This window comes from Duganella guangzhouensis (assembly GCF_009674535.1).
Classification (GTDB): domain Bacteria; phylum Pseudomonadota; class Gammaproteobacteria; order Burkholderiales; family Burkholderiaceae_D; genus Rugamonas; species Rugamonas guangzhouensis.
On the sequence record NZ_WKJK01000002.1, the window covers coordinates 590,406 to 611,328 of the forward strand.

Below are 20,923 nucleotides of genomic sequence, written 5' to 3' on the forward strand. Positions count from 1 at the left end.
TGAGATGACTCAACACAGGAGGGAGTATGAATAATAACTTTCAATTCGGTTTCGGCTTTGGCCACGGCAACGATCGCGGCGGCTTCGGCGGCCACGGCGGCTATGACGCCGGCGATGCCAGTTACACCTTCACCATCACCAATGGCGCCGTGACGGCGGTGCAGGCCAGCACCACGCATGGCAGCACCACCACCACGCGCGATGTCGCCATCGGCCCCACCACCAGCTACACCGTCAACAGCGATGGCACCATCACCCAGACCACGGTGGTGGACCACGAAGTCGAAACCACCATCTATGCGGCCGGCACCACCGCCGGCAGCTACAACGTGCAATCGGTCACCGACACCTATATCCAGCAAGGCACGGCCACCACCCGCCTCGACGTCGAACCGTATGACCGCGCCAAGTTCACCATCGACAGCAGCGGTGCCGTCACCGCGGTCGACAAGGTGTTGAGCGACGGCACCACCAAGACCGTCACCGTCGACAGCGACACCACCTACACCCAGCTGGCCAGCGGCTACATCCTGGAAGTGCAGACCCACGGCAGCCACACCAGCTTTGAGGTCTACCACGACGGCAACGGCGACGGCATCTACACCGAAATCGCCCACGGCAGCGGCAGCACGGTCGATCTGGTCGGTTTGCAGACGCAAGTGAGCACCATCAACAACGTACTGTAAGCCTGGCCGGCGGTGCGTTCGCGTGGAGCGCACCGTTCACGCCAACCTTCTATAATTGGCCGCAGTAAGCTACAGTGTGACATTGCCACACTCGTAATATTGCGACCTGGACATGAACACACAGCGCATTCCCCTGCTCAACACCCATGTGCCCGGCCTGGACCAGATTCTGGGCGGGGGCTTTCCCGCGCACAGCCTGTATCTGATTCAGGGGCTGGCCGGCAGCGGCAAGACCACGCTGGCCTGCCAGGTCGCGTTCCAGCACGCGCATCAGGGCAAGAAAGTGCTGATCCTGACGCTAATCGCGGAAACCCACGGCAAGATGCTGAACCACCTCAGCAACTTCTCCTTCTTCGATGAGAGCCTGGTTGGCGAACACATTCTGTTCTTCGGCGCCTACAACGAGCTGCTCAAAGGCGGCCTGCGCGCGCTGCAAAAATCGATTGCGGCGCTGCTGAGCGAGCACCGGCCCGACCTGATGATCATCGACGGCTTCCGCACTGTGCGCGAGGCGGCGCCGTCGGACATGTCGCTATCCGAATTCATGCTGTCGCTGAATTCGCTGGTGGCCACCATGACTTGCACCACCTTCCTGCTGTCACCCACCGAGGGCAATGTGGCCGATTCGGAAAACACCCTGGTCGATGGCTTGATTGAACTAAGCCAGTACGAACGCGGCATGCAGCTGATTCGCGAAATCAAGGTGTTCAAATTGCGCGGCTCGCGCCACCTGTTGGGGCGCCATGTATTCGAGGTGGGCGCCGACGGCATCGCGATTTATCCTCGGCTGGAATCGCTCAGCAGCGCCGCCGGCGCCGAGCGCTGGCTGCAACCGGAACGGGCCGGCTTTGGCATCGCCGGCTGGGATCAACTGACCAAGGGCGGCGTGGTGCGCGGCTCCACCACCGCGCTGCTGGGCAATCCCGGCGTCGGCAAAACGCTGATGGCGCTGCACTTCATCCACGAAGGCTTGCAGCGCGGCGAGCCCTGTCTGATCGTCGGCTTCCACGAATCGCCGCTGCGGCTGCTGGAAAAGGCGCGCAGCGTCGGTCTCGACCTGCAAACGTATGCCGACAGCGGCCTGTTGCAGATCATCTGGAACGCGCCGCTGGAAGTGCTGGTCGACGGCCTGGCGCAGCAGGTACTGCACAACGTCGAGCAACGCCAGGTCAAGCGGTTGATGGTGGACGGCATCGACGCGCTGGTCGAACTCATCTTCCATAGCGGCCGCGCGCGTTCCTTCCTGGTGGCGCTGGTGAACGAGTTGCGGCGCCGCAATGTGACCACGTTCTTCATGCAGGAGCTGCCGTATTTCCACCAGGGGCCGGCGCAGCCCGAAGGGTCGTACTCCATGCTGTTCGATAACATCGTGCTGCTGCGTTATGTCGACATGGGCGGCATCAACCGCCGCCAGATCGGCGTGCTGAAGCTGCGCGAAAACAGCTACGACGCCGCCAACCATCTGTTGTTCATCTCCGACCAGGGCATGAGCATCGAGGGACCGGCCAACACGCCGCACGTGCAGCCGCTGTAGGGCGCCCATGAATCTTCCCGTTCCCGCGCCGCTGCTGCTGTTGGTCGACGACGAATACGACGTGCTGACCGCCTACAGCATGCTGTTCGAATATCGCGGCTACCGCGTGCTGACGGCCGCCAACGGCGCCGAGGCGCTGCGCGTCGCCGCCACCGAGGCGCCGGACCTGGTGCTGTCCGACTACATGATGCCGGTGATGGATGGCGGCCGCCTGTGCCACGCCTGGCGCGCCGATGCGGCACTGCGCCACATCCCCTTCATCCTGTGCAGCGCCGGCCTGATGAAGGAAGCCGGGCTGCCCTACGACAGCTACTTCCACAAGCCGGTGGCGTTCGATGTGCTGATGGCGGAAATCGAACGCCTGCTGGCGTTGCGGAGAACCCCATGAACGCGGTGCCGGAGCTGCGCTAGGCCATGGACGGCTCGGTAGTCACCGTCGTGCTATTTGCCGCGCTGCTGCATGCGAGCTGGAATGCGCTGGTCAAGGCCGGTCCCGACAAATATCTGATCACGCTGCTGGTGGCCTGTGGCGCCGGCCTGGTGTCGCTACCGCTGCTGCCGCTGTTGGCATGGCCGGCGCGCGACAGCTGGCCGTGGCTGCTGGCATCCGCCTGCTGCCAGGTGATCTATTACCGTCTGCTGGCGGCGGCCTACCGCCACGGCGACATGAGCCAGGCCTACCCGCTGATGCGCGGCGCGGCGCCGCTGCTGGTGGCACTGGCCAGCGTGCCGCTGCTGGGCGAACGCCTGCACTGGCTGCAGGATGTGGCGGTGATGCTGATCTGCGGCGGCGTGCTAACGCTGACCATCCTGCGCGGCGCCAGCGTCGGCGCCGACACCGCCGCCAACCGCGAGGCGCGCCGCCGCGCCACTTTCTACGCGCTGCTGAACGCCGCCGTCATCGCCGCCTACACCATGATCGACGGCATCGGCGTGCGCCGCTCCGGCAGCCCGGCCGCCTACACTCTGTGGCTGTTCGTGCTGACCGCAGTGCTGCTACTGCTATGCTCCACCCAGCGCTGGCGCGAGCTGCCGGCCTATGCCCGCACCCATGTGCGGGTGATGCTGGTGGGCGGCGGCGGCACGCTGGCGTCCTACGGCCTGGCACTGTGGGCGATGACGCTGGCGCCGGTGGCGGCGGTGGCGGCGCTGCGCGAAACCTCGATTCTGTTCGCCGCCGTGATTGCCGCGCTGTTCCTGAAAGAGCGGCTGGCGCCCGGCCGCATCCTGGCGGTCGGCCTGATCGCCTGTGGCGCAATTGCCATGCGGCTAGGCTAATGCGGCCGGGTTCGGAGTAAAATAAGCCGGATAACAACTCCTTTATCAGATTGGCAGCGCAAATGAACCAACTTGAACAACTCAAACAGTACACCACCGTGGTTGCCGACACCGGCGACTTCCAGTCCATCCAGGCTTACACCCCGCGCGACGCCACCACCAACCCATCGCTGATTCTGAAGGCGGTGCAAAAGGATGAATACAAGCCGCTGCTGGAAAAAGCCGTGCGCGACAACCTGGACGCGCCGACCGGCGAAGTGATCGACCAGTTGCTGGTCGCCTTCGGCAAGCAGATCCTGCGCGTGATTCCAGGCCGCGTGTCGACCGAGATCGACGCCGCGCTGTCGTTCAACACCAACGCCTCGGTGGCCAAGGGCCGCGACCTGATCAAGCTGTACGAGAAAAACGGCATCGACCGTGAGCGCGTGCTGATCAAGATGGCCTCGACCTGGGAAGGCATCCGCGCCGCCGAGATCCTGGAGAAGGAAGGCATCCACACCAATATGACGCTGCTGTTCTCGCTGCCACAGGCGATTGCCTGCGCCGAAGCGGGTGCCCAGCTGATTTCGCCGTTCGTCGGCCGCATCTACGACTGGTACAAAAAGTCGACCGGCATCGACTACCAAGGCGCTGAAGATCCGGGCGTGCAGTCGGTCAAGCGCATCTACAACTACTACCGCAAGTTCGGCTACAAGACCGAGGTGATGGGCGCCAGCTTCCGCAACACCGGCCAGATCCTGGAACTGGCCGGCTGCGACCTGCTGACCATCAGCCCCGACCTGCTGCAGAAGCTGGCCGACACCAACGCGCCGCTCGAGCGCAAGCTGAATCCGGACGCCAGCAACAGCGCGCCGATCGGCAAGATCTCGATCGACGAGGCGACCTTCCGCTTCATGCTGAACGAGGACGCGATGGCGACCGAGAAGACCGCCGAGGGCATCCGCGCCTTCGTGGCCGACACCGCCAAACTGAAGCAAATCATCTCCGGCATGCGTTGATCTGACGCGCTTTCCCGGCTGCGAGGCAGAAGCACGGCACGGGCCGTCCTTCTGCCTTTTTTTGCATTACAATCTTGCATCAACTATAAAACCATGATGCGAGACTATCCATGAGATTCGTCCCTCGTTGCGCCGCCGTCGCCCTGCTTGCCCTGCTGGGCGCCTGCGGTGAAAAGAAAACCGATACCGCGCCCCCTGCCCCCGCCACCGTCGCCGTGGTCACCGCCACTCCCGGCAGCGTCACCCTGAACAGCGAACTGCCCGGCCGCACCGAAGCGTCGCGGATTGCGCAGGTGCGGGCGCGCACCGCCGGCATTGTGCTGAAACGGGTCTACACCGAGGGCGGCGACGTCAAGGCGGGCGAGGTGCTGTTCCGCATCGATCCGGCGCCGTTCCAGGCGTCCTACGACAGCGCGCAAGCGGCGGTGGCCAAGGCCGAGGCCAATCTGGCCCAGGCGGAGCTGAAAGTAAAACGGTATAAGCCGTTGCTGGCGGCGCAGGCGGTCAGCCAGCAGGAATACGACGATGCGGTGACGGCGCAGAAGCAGGCGGCGGCCGATCTGGCCACCGGCAAGGCGGCGCGCACCACCGCCGGTCTGACGCTGGGTTATGCGACGGTGACGGCGCCGATCTCGGGGCGCGTCAGCCGCGCGCTGGTGACCGAGGGCGCGCTGGTCGGCCAGGGCGAAGCGACGCCGATGGCGACCGTGCAGCAGCTGGACCCGATTTACGTCACCATCACGCAATCGTCGACCGAGGTGCTGAAGCTGCAGCGCGCGCTGGCCGAGGGCAAGCTGAAAAACGCCGGCACCAAACGCGAGGCGCGGGTGACGCTGGTGACCGAGGATGGCCAGGTCTATCCGCATGCGGGGCGCTTGCTGTTCTCGGATGTGTCGGTGGATGAGACCACCGGTTCGGTGTCGATGCGGGCCGAGTTCCCGAATCCGCAGCGGGTGCTGCTGCCGGGGATGTACGTGCGCGCGCGGCTGGAGCAAGGCGTCAACGATGCCGCCATCACGGTGCCGCAGCAGGCCATCGTGCGCACCAATGAGGGCTCGACGGTGTTGATCGTCGGCGCCGATAACAAAGTGATTTCGCAGCCGGTGACGGCCAACGCCAACGACGGCAATAACTGGGTGGTCAGCAGTGGATTGAAAGGCGGCGAGCGCATCGTGGTCGAAGGCTTCCAGAAGGCCAAGCCCGGCGCCACCGTCAATCCGCAGCCCTGGAAAGGCCCGGTCGGCACCGCGCCCGTCGCCAACCGCCCCGCCCAATAACCGGGAGCGCACATGGCCAAGTTCTTTATTGACCGCCCGGTGTTCGCGTGGGTCATCGCGCTGTTCATCCTGCTCGGCGGGATGCTGGCGATTACCGTGCTGCCGGTGTCGCAGTACCCGACCATCGCTCCGCCGTCGATCGTCATCACCGCCAACTACCCCGGCGCCACCGCGCAGGTGCTGGACGACGCCGTCACCAGCGTGATCGAACAGGAGATGAACGGCGCCGACGGCCTGCAATACGTGGAATCGCAAAGCGAAGCCAGTGGCGCCGTCACCATCACCGTCACCTTCGTCCCCGGCACCAATCCGGACCTGGCGGCGGTGGACGTGCAGAACCGCATCAAACGGGTTGAATCGCGGCTGCCGGCCGCCGTCACCCAGCAGGGCGTGCAGGTCAACAAGGCCCGTTCCAACATCCTGATGTTCGTCGGTCTGACCTCCACCGATGGCCGCCTCGACCCGACCGGCCTCGGTGACTACATGGCGCGCAACGTCGTCAACGAAGTCAAACGCATTCCCGGCGTCGGTCAGGCGCAGTTGTTCGGCACCGAACGCGCGATGCGGATCTGGGTCGACCCGGTGAAACTGATCGGCCTCAAAATGACCATGGCCGACGTCACCGCCGCCATCAAGGCACAGAACGCGCAAGTCACTTCCGGCACGCTGGGCGACCTGCCCAGCCCCGCCAGCCAAACGTATTCGGCGCCGATCGTGGTGACCGGCCAGCTCTCGTCCACCACCGAATTCGCCCGCATCGTTTTGCGCGCCAATCCGGATGGCTCGCTGGTGCGGCTGAAAGACGTGGCGCGGGTTGAGATGGGCGGCGCCAGCTTCACCACCAACGCGCGCCTGAACGGCCAGCCGTTCGCCGCGCTGGCGGTGCAGTTGTCGCTGACCGGTAACGCGCTGCAGACCGCCACAGCCGTCAAGGACAAGATGGAGCAGCTGTCCAAATACTTCCCGCCCGGCGTCAAATACACCGTCCCCTACGACACCTCGCTGTTCGTCAAAATCTCCATCGAAGAAGTGGTGAAAACCCTGCTGGAAGCGGTGCTGCTGGTGTTCCTGGTGATGTACCTGTTCCTGCAAAACATCCGCTACACGCTGATCCCCACCATCGTGGTGCCGGTGGCGCTGATGGGTACCTTCGCCGCCATGCAGCTGTTCGGCTTCTCGATCAACGTGCTGACCATGTTCGGCATGGTGCTGGCGATCGGCATCCTGGTCGACGACGCCATCGTGGTGGTGGAAAACGTCGAGCGCATCATGAGCGAAGAAGGCTTGTCGCCGCGCGAGGCCACCCGCAAGGCCATGGGCCAGATCACCGGCGCCATCATCGGCATCACGCTGGTGCTGGTGGCGGTGTTCATTCCGATGGCCTTCTTCGGCGGCGCGGTGGGCGCGATCTACCGCCAGTTCTCGCTGGCGATGGTGTCGGCCATGCTGTTCTCCGCGCTGATGGCGCTGACCCTGACGCCGGCGCTGTGCGCCACCATGCTCAAGCCGGTGGAAGCCGGACATCACCACGAGAAGAAAGGCTTCTTCGGCTGGTTCAACCGCAAATTCGCGGTGACCGCCAGCGGCTACCAGGGCGTGATCGCCAACATCCTCAAGCGCACCGGCCGTTATCTGATCATCTTCGCGCTGCTGTGCGGCGTGGTCGGCTGGCTGTATGTGAAGCTGCCGTCGTCGTTCCTGCCCAACGAGGATCAGGGCTATCTGATCACCAACGTGCAGCTGCCGCCGGGCGCATCCACCTCACGCACCCAGGCCGTGCTGGCGCAGGTTGATGCCTACTTCCGCAAGCAGCCCGCCGTGGCGCGCACGATCGCGGTGGCAGGTTTCTCGTTCTCAGGTAATGGCCAGAATGCGGGCCTGGTGTTCATCCCGCTCAAAGACTGGAAGGAGCGCGGGCCGGACGAATCGGCGCAGGCGATTGCGCAGCACGCGTTTAGCGCGTTGTCCGGCATACCGGATGCGATCATCTATCCGCTTAGTCCTCCGCCGATCCGCGAACTGGGTAACGCCACCGGCATCACCGCGCGCCTGCAGGACCGCAGCGCACAGGGCCACGCCGCCCTGGTGGCCGCGCGCAACCAGTTGCTGGAGCTGGCCGCGAAAAGCGCGGTGCTCAAAGGCGTGCGGCCAGAAGGCCTGGAAGACGCGCCGCAGCTACAGGTCGATATCGACCGCGAAAAAGCCAACGCGCTGGGTGTCAGCTTTGCCGACATCAACGCCATGCTGTCGACCGCGCTGGGCTCCTCCTACGTCAACGACTTCGCCAGCAGCGGGCGGCAGCAGCGCGTGATCGTGCAAGCCGACGCGCCACGCCGCCTGCAACCGAACGACATCATGCAGCTCAACGCGCGCAGCGCCAGCGGCACCATGGTGCCGTTCTCCTCGTTCGCCAGCTCGCACTGGATACAAGGCCCGGTGCAGTTGGTGCGCTACAACGGCTATCCGGCCATCAAGCTGACCGGCGACGCCGCGCCCGGCCGCTCCACCGGCGAGGCGATGGCGGAACTGGAACGATTGGCCGAGCAACTGCCGCCCGGCTTCGGCATCGAATGGACCGGCCAGTCGCTGGAAGAAAAAACCTCCGGCTCGCAGGCGCCGATGCTGTTCGCGCTGTCGCTGCTGGCCGCCTTCCTGGTGCTGGCCGCGCTGTATGAAAGCGAATCGATCCCGATCGCGGTGCTGCTGGTGGTGCCGCTCGGCGTGCTGGGCGCGCTGCTTGGCGCGCACCTGCGCGATCTGCCGAACGATGTGTACTTCAAGGTCGGCCTGATCGCCATCATCGGCCTGTCGGCCAAGAACGCGATTCTGATCATCGAATTCGCCAAGGATCTGCAGGCGCAAGGCAAGGGACTGATCGAAGCCACGCTGGAAGCGGTGCACCTGCGCTTCCGCCCCATCATCATGACCTCGCTGGCGTTCATCCTCGGCGTGCTGCCGCTGGTGATCGCCACCGGCGCCGGTTCGGCCAGCCAGCGTGCCATCGGCACCGGCGTGATGGGCGGGATGATTACCGCCACCGTGCTGGCGGTGTTCCTGGTGCCGGTGTTCTTCGTCGTGATCCGCCGCATCTTCAAAGGCAGCGAGCGTCAGCGCAAACTGGCAGCACATGAAATGAACGACAAAAACCATGAGACCTATGACTAAGCTTCCCGCCGCCCGCGCCACCCTCGCCGCGCTGTCGGGCGCCGCGCTGCTGTCGGCTTGCTCACTGGCACCGACTTATCAACGGCCGGCGGCACCGGTGGCCGCTACCTTCCCCGCCGACAGCGTCGGTGCGGCAGCGCGCACCAGCGTGCCGCTACCGTTGGCCGCCAACGCCAGGACCGCCGTCGATACCGGCTGGCGCGACTACTTCCCCGAGCCGCGCCTGCAAAGCCTGATCGCCGCCGCGCAGGAGAACAACCGCGACCTGCGCACCGCCGTGCTACGCATCGAAGAAGCGCGCGCGCTGTACAACGTGCAGTCGGCCGACCGCCTGCCCAACCTGAACGCCAGCGTGGCCGACACCCGCGCCAAGACCCCGGCCTTTCTGTCCTCGACCGGCGTCAGCACCATCGGCAAGCGTTACGACGTCGGCGTCTCGGTGTCCTCGTTCGAGCTGGATTTCTTCGGCCGCGTTAAAAGCCTGAGCGACGCCGCGCTGTCCACCTACCTCGCCACCGACGAAGCGCGCATGGCGGCGCAGATCGCGCTGGTGGCGCAAGTGGCCCAGGCGTACTACACCGAACGTGCCTACGCCGAACAATACGCGCTGGCACAGCAAACCTACGAGGCGCGCGCCCGCACCTACCAGTTGACGCAGCAGCGCGCCGAAGTTGGCGCGTCGTCGCGGCTCGACCTGCGCTCCAACGAAACGCTGATGGAGACCGCGCGCGCCGCCGCGCTGGCACTGGCACGCCAGCGCGCCCAGGCCGAAAACGCGCTGACACTGCTGGTCGGCCAGGCGCCGGCATCGGCCGCCGCTGGCGCGCTGCCGGATGCGCGTCAGCTCGACAACATGAGCGCGCTGCCTGCCGGCCTGCCGTCCGACCTGCTGATCCGCCGTCCCGACATCCGCGCCGCCGAGCTGCGCCTGAAAGCCGCCAACGCCAACATCGGCGCCGCGCGTGCCGCCTTCTTCCCGCGCATCAGCCTGACGGCGGCGCTGGGCAGCAGCAGCCCGTCGCTGCACGGCCTGTTCGACAGCGGCTCCGGCAGCTGGTCATTCGCGCCGCAGCTGACACTGCCGATCTTCGACGCCGGCCGCAATCGCGCCAACCTCACACTGGCCGAAGTCCGCAACAACCTCGCCGTAGCCGACTACGAGAAAACCATCCAGACCGCATTCCGCGAAGTGGCCGACGCACTGGCCGCGCGCGACTACCTGGGCGAACAGGAAGCAGCACAGCGCGCCGTGCAGGAAGCGCAGGCCGACCGCCTGAAGCTGCTACAACTGCGCTTCGACAACGGCGTCGCCAGCTCGCTGGACGTGCTGGACGCACAGCGCGAACTATTCAGCGCCCAGCAATCGCTGGTACAAGTACGACTGCTGCGCACCACCACCGCCATTGACCTGTACCGCGCCCTGGGGGGCGGTTTACAATAATCGCATGAGCAGCTCCCCCATCACCATCCGCCTCGGCCAGCGCGCGCGGCAGCGTATCGCTGCTGACGGCGTGCAGGCCGCCGATATCGCCATCGTTCCCGCCGCCGCCGGCGGCCCCAAAGGCTTGATACTGCACGGTCTCGATTGCTGGATGTTCGGTGAATTCTTCCGCCACGCGCCACGCCAGCGGCGGCTGGTTGGGGCGTCCATCGGCGCCTGGCGCATGGCTGCTTCGGCGTTTCAGGATCCGGTGGCGGCGCATCGGCGGTTGGCGCGCCTGTACGCCGGTCAACGCTATCCCAACAAGGTAACGCCGGACTACGTCAGCCGCACCTGCCGCGCCCTGCTCGACGAGCTGCTCGACGGCCGTGGCGCGGAAGCGATTCAGCATCCGCAGTATCAGCTGTCGATCCTGACGGTGCGCGGCATCGGTGCGCTCGGCAGCACCAACGGCGCGCGCTGGCGCGAGATGACCGGCTTCCTGCTGGCCGCCGCCGGCAACGCGCTGTCGCGCAAGCGTCTGGCGGCGTCGATGGAGCGCGTGGTGTTCCACCACCATCATGACGATGCAAGCTGGCTGCGCGATGGCTTCGACGCTTTCGCCAACCACTTTGTCGCGCTGTCGGACGCCAACCTGCGCGATGCGCTGCTGGCCTCCGGCTCGATCCCGCTGGTGCTGGAGGCGGTGACCGATATCGCCGGCGCCCCGGCCGGCGCCTATTGGGACGGTGGCCTGATCGACTATCACCTGCACCTGCCCTACCAGCGCGATCCCGGCCTGGTGCTGTACCCGCACTTCAGCGATTACATCGTGCCCGGATGGCTGGACAAGTCAATGCCGTGGCGCCGCGCGCGCGATCAGGCGCTGGACAATATGATCCTGGTGTCGCCCTCGCCGGAGTTTGTGGCCAGTCTGCCCAACGCCAAACTCCCGGACCGCAAGGACTTCAAGGTCTACGGCCAGGACCACGAACGCCGCAACCGCGACTGGCTGCAGGCGATCGGCGAAAGCCAACGCATGGCCGATGCCTTCGCCCGCTGGTGCGAGCAACCGGATCTGAAACAGACCGTCAGCTTTTGACTGTTCTCAAACAGCAACACCCCATACACATCGCCGCCGGACAGGCGCATACTTGACTCCCGCTATCCTGTTGGGAGTGATTGATCATGAACGTTCTGTCACAGTTGCGCATCGGTACACGGCTCGCCATCGGTTTCGCGATCGTGCTGCTGCTGGCCGTTCTGGCCACTTCGGTCGCCCTGGTCAACGCTCGCGCCAACGCCCAGGCCACGCGCGACATGATGGAGCAGCCGCTGGCCAAAGAGCGCCTGGTGGCTGACTGGTATGTGCTGATCTACTCCGCCATCGCCCGCACCGCGCTGATCGCCCGCAGCTCGGACGAGAAGCTCAGTGATACTTTTGCCGACGTCATCGCCGCCAGCGCCAAGCGCGGTGGCGAGCTGCTGGAACAGATCAAAAAGATGGACCAGAACGATGAAGAGCGCAAGATGCTGGAACAGATCACGGATCTGCGCAACAAATATCAAAAAGTTAAAAACGAGGTGATGAACGCCCGCAAGGCCGGTGACGGCGCCAAGGCCGAGGCGCTGTTCAAGGACAGCTTCACCACGTCGGCCGAAGCGTATCAAAGCCGCGTCAAGGATTTTCTGGCCCTGCAGCGCAAGGACATCGACAATACCGCGCACGACATCGACGCCGCCAATTCCCGCTCCAATACGCTGCTGATGGTGCTGGCGCTGCTGATGGTGGGCCTGGGTTCGGTGGCGGCGTGGATTATTTCGCGTTCGATCACGGTGCCGCTGAAGTCCGCCGTCGATATCGCCACCACGGTGGCCAACGGCGACCTGACCACGCAGTTCGCGGCGCAGAACAACAAGGATGAAATCGGCGATCTGATGAAGGCGCTGCGTGGCATGAACGATGCGCTGCGCGAGGTGGTGAGCCAGGTGCAGATCGGCACCAACACCATCGCCACCGCGTCCAATGAAATCGCGGCCGGGAATATGGACCTGTCGCAGCGCACCGAGCAGCAAGCCGGCTCGCTGGAGGAAACCGCGTCGTCGATGGAAGAGCTGACCTCCACCGTGCGCCAGAACGCGGAAAATGCCAAGCAGGCCAACCAGCTGGCGCAAGCCGCCTCCGAGGTGGCGGAAAAAGGCGGCGCGATTGTCGGTCAAGTGGTCGACACCATGGGGTCGATCAACGATTCGTCGCGCAAGATTTTCGACATCATCAGCGTCATCGACGGCATCGCGTTCCAGACCAATATCCTGGCGCTGAATGCGGCGGTGGAAGCGGCGCGCGCTGGCGAACAAGGACGCGGCTTCGCGGTGGTGGCGTCCGAGGTGCGCAATCTGGCGCAGCGCTCGGCCGGCGCGGCCAAGGAGATCAAGGAGTTGATCGGCAATTCGGTCGAGCAGGTGGATATCGGTTCGAAGCTGGTGCAGCAAGCCGGCAGCACCATGGGCGATGTGGTGGCCAGCGTGCGCCGCGTCACCGACATCATGGGCGAGATTACCTCGGCCAGCAGTGAGCAGAGCATCGGCATCGATCAGGTTAACGGTGCGATCACGCAGATGGATCAGGTGACGCAGCAGAATGCGGCGCTGGTGGAGCAAGCCGCCGCCGCTGCCACCAGCATGCAGGAACAGGCGCAGCGACTGGCGGATGTGGCCTCGTCCTTCAAGCTGGGACACGATGGACTGCATGGCGCGGTGAAGGCCGCGCCGGCGGCGGTGAAGCGCCCCGCCGCGCCGGCGCCACGTCCGGCAGCGCCACCGCGCGCGGTGGCCAAACGCCCGGCGCCCAAGCTGGCCAGCGCCAGCAGCGCGTCCAAACCCGCCACCGTTGGCGGCGACAAGGACTGGGAAGAATTTTAACCCTTCAGGAACATCTCCTGCAGGTCGTTGAGGAAGCGCTGTCCCAACGCGGTCGGCTTGATGATCTTGTAATCGCGGTAGAGCAAGCCCTTGGCCTCTGCCGCGTTGAGCTGCTTGTCGATGGCGTTGATGCTCATGCCGGTGCGCTCGCTGAACAGATTCGGATCGAAGCCGCCGTGCAGGCGCAGCGTGTTGAGCATGAACTCGAAGCCCATGTCCTCGCGCTGAATCTCGTACTCTTCCTGTATCGGCGCGCCCAGTTTGATCTGCTCCATATAAGCCTTGGGCTGCTTGTAGCGCGCCTGACGCAGAATGCGGTGCGGGAACGATAGCTTGGAATGCGCGCCGGCGCCGATGCCGAGGTAATCGCCAAACTCCCAGTAGTTCAGATTGTGGCGCGCGCGCCGGCCTTCCTTGGCGTAGGCTGAGATCTCGTACTGGTTGTAGCCATTGGCGGCGGTCAGTTCGGCGATCATGTCCTGCATGTCGGCGCTGGCATCGTCGTCCGGCAGCGTCGGCGGATATTTGGCGAACAGCGTGTTCGGCTCCATCGTCAGGTGGTACAGCGACAGGTGTGGTGGCTGGAACGACATCGCCGTCTCCACGTCCTGGCGCGCTTCGTCCAGCGTCTGCGATGGCAGCGCGTACATCAGGTCCAGATTGAAGTTGTCGAAGTTGGCCAGCGCGATGTCGACCGCGCGTTTGGCTTCGTTATCGTCGTGAATGCGGCCCAAGGCTTTCAGGTGACGCTCGTTGAAACTCTGGATGCCGATCGACAGCCGATTGACGCCGCTGGCGCGGTAGGACTTGAACTTCTCCGCCTCGAAGGTGCCGGGATTGGCTTCCATCGTGATCTCGCAGTCGCTGTCCAGCGGCAGCAAGGTGCGCACGTCGGACAGCAAACGGTCCAGCCCCGCCGCCGACATCAGGCTCGGTGTGCCGCCGCCGATGAAGATGGTGTAGATCTTGCGGCCCCAGATCAGCGGCAGCGCCATTTCAAGATCGGTGCGCACCGCGTCCAGGTATTCCTGTTCGGGGAAGGCGCCGCCGTCCTTGGCTTCGTGCGAATTGAAGTCGCAGTACGGGCATTTGCGCACGCACCACGGGAAGTGGATGTACAGCGACAGCGGCGGCAGCGCCGTCAGGTTCAGTGCTCCGCCTTGCAGATACTTCGCGGCGACACCGGCGGTCTCGCTGATGTCGACAGCTGGCTTGCTGGCTGGCGTGCTGGTGCCGACGATTTTAATCGGGATCATTTCAGTTTCTCTACCAATGCGCGCAGTGCCTGGCCGCGATGCGACAAAGCGTTTTTCTCTTCCGGCGCCAGCTCGGCGGCGCATTTGCCCAGTGCTGGAATGTAGAAGTAAGGATCGTAGCCGAAGCCGCCCTCGCCGCGCGGCGTATCGACCATCACGCCGTTCCAGCGGCCGTCGGCGATGATCGGTTGCGGATCGTCGGCGTGGCGCACGAACACCAGAACGCAGTAGTAGTACGCGGACTTGTCTTCATGCTTGGCCAGTTCGGCGATCATTTTTTCGTTGTTGCGGGCGTCCGATTTCGGCTCGCCGGCAAAGCGCGCCGAGTATACGCCGGGCGCGCCGCCCAGCGCATTGACGCACACGCCGGAATCGTCCGCCAGCGCTGGCAGGCCAGTCAGGCGCGCGGCGTGACGGGCCTTTTGCAGTGCATTTTCGACAAAGGTGTGAAAAGGTTCATCCGCTTCCGGGACGTTGTACTCGCCCTGCGCGTGGACGTCAAAGCCCACGGTGGACAGCAGTTCGTTGAACTCTTTCAGCTTGCCTTTGTTGTTGGAGGCGAGGATCAGGCGTTGGGTCATGATGGTCGGCGACGTAAATGAAGCCGACATTGTAAACCCTTTGCGCTCAGCCTACCCGTAGCACCAGCTTGCCGTTGTTGGAACCGTCGAACAGCTTCTGGAAGGTTTCGGGGAAGGTCTCCAGGCCCGGCACCACGTCCTCCCGCGTCTTCAGCTGGCCGGCGCGAATCCAGCCCGCCATGTCGGTGATGGCTTCCTTGGCGCGCGGGTAGTAATCGGCCACCATCACGCCGCGCAGCGTGGCGCGCTTGACCATGATTTGCAGGTAGTTGGATGGACCTTTGATCGCTTCCAGGCTGTTGTACTGCGAGATCGCGCCGCACACCACCACCCGCGCCTGCATCGCCAGCTGCGTCAGCACCGTATCCAGAATCTCGCCGCCGACGTTATCGAAGAAGACGTCGACGCCTTGCGGGCAGTGCTGCTTCAGCGCCGCCGCCACGTTTTCAGTCTTGTAGTCGATGGCGGCGTCAAAGCCCAACTCCTCGACCAGATAGCGGCATTTATCAGCGCCGCCGGCGATGCCGACCACGCGCGCGCCTTTGATCCTGGCGATCTGGCCGACAGTCGAACCCACCGCGCCTGCCGCGCCGGACACCACCACCGTATCGCCCTGCTTCGGCTGGCCGACATCCAGCAGGCCGAAATACGCGGTCATGCCGGTCATGCCCAGCGTGCCGAGGAACAGCGGCAGCGGCGCCAGCGCGGGATCGACCTTGAACAAGCCCTGGCCGCTGGAGATCGCGTATTCCTGCACGCCCAGCAGGCCGGTGACATGGTCGCCCACCGCGAAGCCGGCGTTGCGCGTATCGATCACTTTGCCGGCGGCGATGGCGCGCATCACGTCGCCAATCGCGACTGGTGGCATGTAGGAGTTTTCGCTGGCGTTCATCCAGCCACGCATGGCTGGGTCGAGCGAGATGTACTGGATCTGGATCAGCACTTCGCCATCGGCCAGCGCGCGCACTTCTTCGCCGGCATAGGCGAAATCGCTGCGCTTGACGGCGCCGGCGGGACGGCTGGTGAGACGGAATTGATGATTAAGCATGGTTGACCTCTTCATTATCGGATGCAGCCAGTATAGGCTGCGGAAAAGCGTTTGATAAGTCACCAATCAGACGATACATTGTTGCCCACAGAGGGACAATCATGCTTAATCCACAGCGTCTGGCGATCTTCGCCACCATCATCAAGGCCGGCAGCATCAGCGCGGCGGCAGCCCAGCTCCGCATAGGCAAGTCGGTCGTATCGCGCCAGTTGGCCAAGCTGGAAGAAGAACTGGGCGCGCGCCTGATCCAGCGTTCCACCCGCAAGCTGGCGCTGACCGAGATCGGCGACCAGGTGCTGCAACAGGCACGCCAGATCGAACGCGCGCTGGGGAATATCGAACAGCTGACCGACCAGCACCAGCAACAGGTACGCGGGCTGCTGCGCGTGTCCAGTTCCATCGCCGCGCGGCGGCCGCTGGTGCCGTTGCTGGCGGAGTTTGCGCAGTTGCACCCGGAAGTGAAGATTTCGCTTCAGCTGGAGGATCGCATGGTGGACCTGATCGATGAACAGATCGACGTCGCCATCCGCACCTCCAACCTGGTCGATTCCACGCTGGTGGCGCGCAAGCTGGCGGACAACCGCAGCATCATCGTCGCGGCGCCGAGCTATCTGGCTCGCGCCGGCGAGCCACAAACGCCGGAGCAGTTGCGCGATCACGCCTGTCTGCTGTACACCAACAGCGGCAAGGTCTATGACGAATGGACTTTCGTCGGCAAGGATGGCGTCTACGCGGTGCGGGTCGACGGGCCGTTGCAGATCAACGATGGCGGCTCGCTGGTTGGCGCGGCGGTGGCCGGCGCCGGCGTGCTGCGGGTGCCGGTGGCGCTAGTGCGCAAGGAACTGAAGGAAGGCGCGCTGGTGCCGGTGCTGGCGCATTGCGAGCTGCCGCAAGGCCCGGCCACGTATGCCGTTTATCCGGCGCGCGAATTCCTGGCCTTGAAGACGTCGGTATTCATCGACTTTCTCCAGGCCAGAATGGGGAATTAAATCCCCAGCGACTGCTTCTGCAGTTTGATCAAATCGGCGATGCCGGCCTGCGCCAGGTCCAGCAGACGGTTCATGCCGGCGCGGTCGAAGGCCTCGCCTTCAGCCGTGCCCTGCACTTCGATGAAGTGGCCGGCTTCGGTCATCACCACGTTCATGTCGGTGTCGCAGCCCGAGTCTTCGATGTAGTCCAGGTCCAGCACCGGCGTGCCCTGATAGACGCCAACCGAAATCGCCGCCACGAAGTGCTTCAGCGGAATCGCTGGAATCGCGCCGCGTGCCACCAGCTTGGAGAAGGCGTCATAGGCCGCCACCATGGCGCCGGTGATCGACGCGGTGCGGGTGCCGCCATCGGCCTGGATCACGTCGCAGTCCAGGTGCAGCGTGCGTTCGCCGAAGGCTTCCAGGTCGAAGGCGGCGCGCAGCGAACGGCCGATCAGGCGCTGGATCTCCTGCGTGCGGCCGGACTGCTTGCCCTTGGCCGCTTCGCGGTCCATGCGGCTGTGGGTGGAACGCGGCAGCATGCCGTATTCGGCGGTCAGCCAGCCCTGGCCTTTCCCTTTCAGGAAGCCCGGTACTTTCTCTTCGATGCTGGCGGTGCAAATGACCTTGGTGTCGCCGCATTCGATCAGTACCGAACCTTCGGCGTGCTTGGTGTAGTCGCGGGTCAGACGCAGGGTGCGCAGCGCGTCGACGGGACGGCCGCTCGGGCGGTTTACTACGGTCATATTTTTTCCTTATTTCAGAATTTGGGAGGATTTCTCGATGGCCCCGCGGATCTCCGCGATGGCTTTTTCAATTTCGTCGTCGTCAAAGGCGTCGATGTTTTCCGGCGCCTGTGGCGCCGGCGTGTCGCGGATGGTGGTGCTGTGCAGCTCCACCGGCAGCGTCTCGGTCGAAATCACGGTCGACATCTCGGCCATGGTGGTCGGCCCCAGGCTGTCCAGCACCGAGCTGCCCTGCCACATGATGGCCAGCGCGGTGACGTTGTCGCTGCCGTCGCCGGCGGCGCGCAACGCGGCCTGCAGCATGTCCGGCACCGCGCGCACCACGGTCTGCGCCTGCATGCGGCGCAGCAGATCATCGTCCGGCAGCATAGACCACAAGCCGTCGGAACACAACAGCAGCAAATCGCCCGGCAGCAGGCTGGCGCCGCCGGCCACCTCGACCCGTGGCAGGGTGTCGGCGCCGAGGCAGTTCCACAGCTTGTTGCGGTCCGGATGGGTGGCGCGCTCGGATGGCAGTGCCAGTCCTTTGGCGATCAGGTTCTCGACGTGCGAATGATCGCGCGTGCGGCCGAGGATTTCGCCGCCGCGCATCCAGTACAGGCGCGAGTCGCCGCAATGCGCCCAGGTGGCGGTGTTGTGCTGGATCAGGCAAGCGACGATGGTGGTGCGCGGCGTTTCCGGCATCTGGTGCGCATGGCGGTATTGATGGATGTCCTGGTGCGCGGCCAGCAAGGCCTCTTCCAGAAAGCGCTGCGGCTTCTTCACGTAGGGCTGCGCCTGCTGCTGGAACAGGGTGGAGATGGTTTGCAGCGCCACCGTGGCCGCCACTTCGCCGCGCAGATGGCCGCCCATGCCGTCGGCCAGCACCAGCAGCAGCGCGTCGCGCGTGAAGCTGTAGCCCATGCGGTCCTGATTGACCTTGCGGCCGCCGATATGACTTTCCTGATACACGGAGAATTGCATGATTCAGTCCTTATCGAGTCAGACCAAGGTATCCGGCGCGGGCTTGGAACGGCCCATGCCCAGACGCCCGGCCAGGCCGCGCAGCTTGTCCAGCACGCCGGGTGCGGACGGTGGCGTTGGCGCCACGGCCGGTGCCTTGGCCTGCAATCCCTTCTGCACCGCGAACAGGCTTTGCGGCCGGTTCAGCGGGTCCACTTCCAGGCACCAGCGCACCAGCTGCACCAGCTCCGGCGAGTACAGGCCGGCCAGCTTGTCGAAATGGCCGGCCATTTTGTCTTCACTCTTGCGCTGGTCGGCCGGCTGCGGCGGCGAGCCGACCATGCAGGCGAACATAGAGGCGCCGATGCTGTAAATATCAGTCCACGGCCCCAGGCCGGTCTTGGCGTACAGCTCGGGCGGGGCGAAGCCGGGGGTGTACATCGGCGTCAGCGTCGGCAGGTCGGTGTTGATGGTCTGGCGTGCGGCGCCGAAGTCCAGCAGCATCGGCGTGCCGTCGGTGCGCAGATAGATGTTGGCCGGTTTCAGGTCGAGGTGCAGCAGCTGGTTGGCGTGGACTTCGCGCAGTCCCTTCACCACCTGGGTGAAGATGGTGCGGATGAAAAGTTCGCCTACTTTAACGCCCTTGCCGCGCTGGCGCTGGATGTGCTCCTGCAGCGAGTGGCCGGATTCGTAAGCCATCACCATGTAGACGGTGTCGTTGGCGCGGAAGAAGTTGAGCACGCTGACCACATTGGGATGGGCGATGCGCGCCAGCGCCCTGCCCTCTTCGAAAAAGCATTTGAGGCCGATGCGGAACACCGGCAGATGCGCCTTGGAGATGGCCGGCACCAGTTCGCCCGGCTGGCGCAACGCCAGCGAGCTGGGCAAATATTCCTTGATCGCGACGGCCACGCCGTCGCTGTCATACGCCAGGTAAACAATACTGAACCCACCGGACGCAATTTTCTTTACAATGCGATATCCAGCAATTTCCAGACCATCTGGTAACGGGGCGTTGTTTTGTGCAGCCATAGGGTTCCTCGCCTCAACAACCGGATTGTGTGGATAAATCACTGTTTTGTAAAGATTAAATCGGGGATATCCATTGAGCATTTCCAGCATGACGGGCTACGCGGTCGCCACCAGTGAGAGTGCGGCGGGAACTTTGACCATTGAAATCAAGAGTGTGAACTCGCGATTTTTGGACTTACAGTTTCGAATTAACGACGATTTGCGCGCCCTTGAACCCGATTTACGCTCGGCGATCATGGGCGCCATCACGCGCGGCAAGGTGGAATTGCGGTTGAGTTTTGGCCGTAAGGCCGCGACCACCGGTTCGCAGGCGCTGAATCTGCCGTTATTGACCGAATTGCAACGCCTGCAGGGTGAAGTCGGTGGTTTGTTCCCTGGCGTGCAAACGATGTCAGTGGCGGAGCTGCTGCGCTGGCCCGGTGTGATCGAGGAAGCGCAAATCGGCCAGGAATCGCTGCAGGCCGACGTCGCCACGCTGGCCGGCCGCACCATCCAGGCGTTTGTGCAGAGCCGTCAGCGCGAGGGTGCGGCGCTGGAAGCGATGCTGATTTCGCGCATCGAGGCGATGGAAGGTATCGTCAAGCGCATCACGCCGCTGATTCCGCAGGTGGTGGCGGCGTTCCAGCAAAAGGCGGTGGAACGCATGCAGGACGCGCTGGGGCTGGCTTGCCAGGGCTCGAATTCGGCGCTGTCGCGCCAGGATGCGCTGGAGCGGATCCGTCAGGAAGTGATTTTGTACGGTATCCGCATCGACGTGGCGGAAGAGCTGGGCCGGCTGTCGGCGCATTTGACCGAAACCCGTCACATCCTGAAGAAAGGCGGCCAGGTCGGCAAGCGTCTGGACTTCATGATGCAGGAGCTGAACCGCGAAGCCAACACGCTGGGCGCCAAAGCCTCGGTCAAGGAACTGGCCGATGCGTCGATGGAGCTGAAGCTGCTGATCGAGCAGATGCGCGAGCAGGTACAAAACCTGGAATAAGCAAAAAGGAGCCACGGCTCCTTTTTTAACGCCCTGATTATTCACATAGGTGGAAAATCATTTCGTTTTTACCGGATTTATCGGGTAATCA

General features: G+C 64.2%; 18 protein-coding genes. 12 read left to right on the top strand and 6 right to left on the bottom strand.

What is annotated here, in order from left to right:
* Positions 1-26 precede the first annotated feature (26 nt).
* The 10 genes from GJ699_RS05875 to GJ699_RS05920 all read left to right on the top strand — a co-directional run bounded on the left by GJ699_RS05875 (position 27) and on the right by GJ699_RS05920 (position 13,280).
* Positions 27-686 carry a hypothetical protein gene (locus tag GJ699_RS05875; RefSeq protein ID WP_154373997.1) on the top strand — a complete coding sequence of 220 codons (660 nt, stop codon included), beginning with the start codon at positions 27-29 and terminating at the stop codon, positions 684-686.
* A gap of 112 nt (positions 687-798) precedes the next feature.
* Positions 799-2,220, top strand: coding sequence for an ATPase domain-containing protein (locus GJ699_RS05880; protein WP_154373999.1), 1,422 nt, complete (start codon positions 799-801; stop codon positions 2,218-2,220).
* 7 nt (positions 2,221-2,227) lie between these two features.
* On the top strand, positions 2,228-2,608 hold the full coding sequence (locus tag GJ699_RS05885) for a response regulator (RefSeq protein WP_154374001.1): 381 nt from the start codon (positions 2,228-2,230) through the stop codon (positions 2,606-2,608).
* A gap of 26 nt (positions 2,609-2,634) precedes the next feature.
* Entirely contained in the window at positions 2,635-3,498 is an 864-nt protein-coding gene (locus GJ699_RS05890; RefSeq protein ID WP_154374003.1) for an EamA family transporter, read from the top strand.
* Between the two features lie 62 nt (positions 3,499-3,560).
* Positions 3,561-4,496: a transaldolase gene (gene tal / locus GJ699_RS05895; RefSeq protein ID WP_154374005.1), complete on the top strand. Its 936-nt coding sequence runs from the start codon at positions 3,561-3,563 to the stop codon at positions 4,494-4,496.
* Between the two features lie 110 nt (positions 4,497-4,606).
* The gene (locus GJ699_RS05900) at positions 4,607-5,773 is read left to right on the top strand and encodes an efflux RND transporter periplasmic adaptor subunit (RefSeq protein ID WP_154374007.1); all 1,167 of its coding nucleotides are present in this window, start codon (positions 4,607-4,609) and stop codon (positions 5,771-5,773) included.
* 12 nt (positions 5,774-5,785) lie between these two features.
* A complete protein-coding gene (locus tag GJ699_RS05905; protein ID WP_154374009.1) occupies positions 5,786-8,938 on the top strand; it encodes an efflux RND transporter permease subunit in 3,153 nt (1,050 codons plus the stop codon).
* A complete protein-coding gene (locus GJ699_RS05910) occupies positions 8,931-10,379 on the top strand; it encodes an efflux transporter outer membrane subunit (RefSeq protein ID WP_154374011.1) in 1,449 nt (482 codons plus the stop codon). Before GJ699_RS05905 ends, GJ699_RS05910 begins: the two co-directional genes overlap by 8 nt.
* 4 nt (positions 10,380-10,383) lie before the next feature.
* Positions 10,384-11,460 carry a patatin-like phospholipase family protein gene (locus tag GJ699_RS05915; protein WP_154374013.1) on the top strand — a complete coding sequence of 359 codons (1,077 nt, stop codon included), beginning with the start codon at positions 10,384-10,386 and terminating at the stop codon, positions 11,458-11,460.
* 86 nt (positions 11,461-11,546) lie between these two features.
* Positions 11,547-13,280: a methyl-accepting chemotaxis protein gene (locus tag GJ699_RS05920; RefSeq protein WP_154374015.1), complete on the top strand. Its 1,734-nt coding sequence runs from the start codon at positions 11,547-11,549 to the stop codon at positions 13,278-13,280.
* Here GJ699_RS05920 and hemW read toward each other — a convergent pair.
* Genes hemW through GJ699_RS05935 form a run of 3 tightly spaced genes read right to left on the bottom strand, consistent with a single transcriptional unit; the run spans position 13,277 to position 16,165 of the window.
* Complete coding sequence (gene hemW / locus GJ699_RS05925) at positions 13,277-14,536, bottom strand: radical SAM family heme chaperone HemW (protein WP_154374017.1); 1,260 nt, start codon at positions 14,534-14,536, stop codon at positions 13,277-13,279. The two genes, GJ699_RS05920 and hemW, sit on opposite strands and share 4 nt — an antisense overlap.
* The gene (rdgB, locus tag GJ699_RS05930) at positions 14,533-15,117 is read right to left on the bottom strand and encodes an RdgB/HAM1 family non-canonical purine NTP pyrophosphatase (protein WP_154374158.1); all 585 of its coding nucleotides are present in this window, start codon (positions 15,115-15,117) and stop codon (positions 14,533-14,535) included. The genes hemW and rdgB overlap by 4 nt, the downstream gene beginning before the upstream one ends.
* Before the next feature lie 46 nt (positions 15,118-15,163).
* Positions 15,164-16,165: an NADP-dependent oxidoreductase gene (locus tag GJ699_RS05935; RefSeq protein WP_154374019.1), complete on the bottom strand. Its 1,002-nt coding sequence runs from the start codon at positions 16,163-16,165 to the stop codon at positions 15,164-15,166.
* 101 nt (positions 16,166-16,266) lie between these two features.
* Between GJ699_RS05935 and GJ699_RS05940 the strand changes: the two genes are divergently transcribed.
* Positions 16,267-17,154: a LysR family transcriptional regulator gene (locus GJ699_RS05940; protein WP_154374021.1), complete on the top strand. Its 888-nt coding sequence runs from the start codon at positions 16,267-16,269 to the stop codon at positions 17,152-17,154.
* Here the strand turns inward: GJ699_RS05940 and rph are convergent.
* Genes rph through GJ699_RS05955 form a run of 3 tightly spaced genes read right to left on the bottom strand, consistent with a single transcriptional unit; the run spans position 17,151 to position 19,853 of the window.
* The gene (gene rph / locus GJ699_RS05945) at positions 17,151-17,879 is read right to left on the bottom strand and encodes a ribonuclease PH (RefSeq protein WP_154374023.1); all 729 of its coding nucleotides are present in this window, start codon (positions 17,877-17,879) and stop codon (positions 17,151-17,153) included. The genes GJ699_RS05940 and rph overlap by 4 nt on opposite strands.
* 9 nt (positions 17,880-17,888) lie before the next feature.
* Complete coding sequence (locus GJ699_RS05950) at positions 17,889-18,842, bottom strand: PP2C family protein-serine/threonine phosphatase (RefSeq protein WP_154374024.1); 954 nt, start codon at positions 18,840-18,842, stop codon at positions 17,889-17,891.
* A gap of 18 nt (positions 18,843-18,860) precedes the next feature.
* Positions 18,861-19,853 (bottom strand): serine/threonine protein kinase, encoded by a 993-nt coding sequence (locus tag GJ699_RS05955; RefSeq protein ID WP_154374026.1) that lies wholly within the window; start codon positions 19,851-19,853, stop codon positions 18,861-18,863.
* Positions 19,854-19,941: 88 nt separating this feature from the next.
* On the opposite strand from GJ699_RS05955, the gene GJ699_RS05960 reads away from it, so the two are divergent.
* Positions 19,942-20,832 carry a YicC/YloC family endoribonuclease gene (locus tag GJ699_RS05960; RefSeq protein WP_154374160.1) on the top strand — a complete coding sequence of 297 codons (891 nt, stop codon included), beginning with the start codon at positions 19,942-19,944 and terminating at the stop codon, positions 20,830-20,832.
* Positions 20,833-20,923: the final 91 nt, after the last annotated feature.

Excerpts from the sequence above, each read along its gene's own strand:
- GJ699_RS05900 (WP_154374007.1), top strand. The coding sequence starts at position 4,607 with ATGAGATTCGTCCCTCGTTGCGCCGCCGTCGCCCTGCTTGCCCTGCTG.
- GJ699_RS05875 (WP_154373997.1), top strand. The coding sequence starts at position 27 with ATGAATAATAACTTTCAATTCGGTTTCGGCTTTGGCCACGGCAACGAT.
- GJ699_RS05955 (WP_154374026.1), bottom strand. The coding sequence starts at position 19,853 with ATGGCTGCACAAAACAACGCCCCGTTACCAGATGGTCTGGAAATTGCT.
- GJ699_RS05890 (WP_154374003.1), top strand. The coding sequence starts at position 2,635 with ATGGACGGCTCGGTAGTCACCGTCGTGCTATTTGCCGCGCTGCTGCAT.
- GJ699_RS05910 (WP_154374011.1), top strand. The coding sequence starts at position 8,931 with ATGACTAAGCTTCCCGCCGCCCGCGCCACCCTCGCCGCGCTGTCGGGC.
- GJ699_RS05940 (WP_154374021.1), top strand. The coding sequence starts at position 16,267 with ATGCTTAATCCACAGCGTCTGGCGATCTTCGCCACCATCATCAAGGCC.
- GJ699_RS05915 (WP_154374013.1), top strand. The coding sequence starts at position 10,384 with ATGAGCAGCTCCCCCATCACCATCCGCCTCGGCCAGCGCGCGCGGCAG.
- GJ699_RS05960 (WP_154374160.1), top strand. The coding sequence starts at position 19,942 with ATGACGGGCTACGCGGTCGCCACCAGTGAGAGTGCGGCGGGAACTTTG.
- GJ699_RS05880 (WP_154373999.1), top strand. The coding sequence starts at position 799 with ATGAACACACAGCGCATTCCCCTGCTCAACACCCATGTGCCCGGCCTG.
- rdgB (WP_154374158.1), bottom strand. The coding sequence starts at position 15,117 with ATGACCCAACGCCTGATCCTCGCCTCCAACAACAAAGGCAAGCTGAAA.
- hemW (WP_154374017.1), bottom strand. The coding sequence starts at position 14,536 with ATGATCCCGATTAAAATCGTCGGCACCAGCACGCCAGCCAGCAAGCCA.
- GJ699_RS05920 (WP_154374015.1), top strand. The coding sequence starts at position 11,547 with ATGAACGTTCTGTCACAGTTGCGCATCGGTACACGGCTCGCCATCGGT.
- GJ699_RS05905 (WP_154374009.1), top strand. The coding sequence starts at position 5,786 with ATGGCCAAGTTCTTTATTGACCGCCCGGTGTTCGCGTGGGTCATCGCG.
- GJ699_RS05885 (WP_154374001.1), top strand. The coding sequence starts at position 2,228 with ATGAATCTTCCCGTTCCCGCGCCGCTGCTGCTGTTGGTCGACGACGAA.
- GJ699_RS05950 (WP_154374024.1), bottom strand. The coding sequence starts at position 18,842 with ATGCAATTCTCCGTGTATCAGGAAAGTCATATCGGCGGCCGCAAGGTC.
- GJ699_RS05935 (WP_154374019.1), bottom strand. The coding sequence starts at position 16,165 with ATGCTTAATCATCAATTCCGTCTCACCAGCCGTCCCGCCGGCGCCGTC.
- rph (WP_154374023.1), bottom strand. The coding sequence starts at position 17,879 with ATGACCGTAGTAAACCGCCCGAGCGGCCGTCCCGTCGACGCGCTGCGC.
- tal (WP_154374005.1), top strand. The coding sequence starts at position 3,561 with ATGAACCAACTTGAACAACTCAAACAGTACACCACCGTGGTTGCCGAC.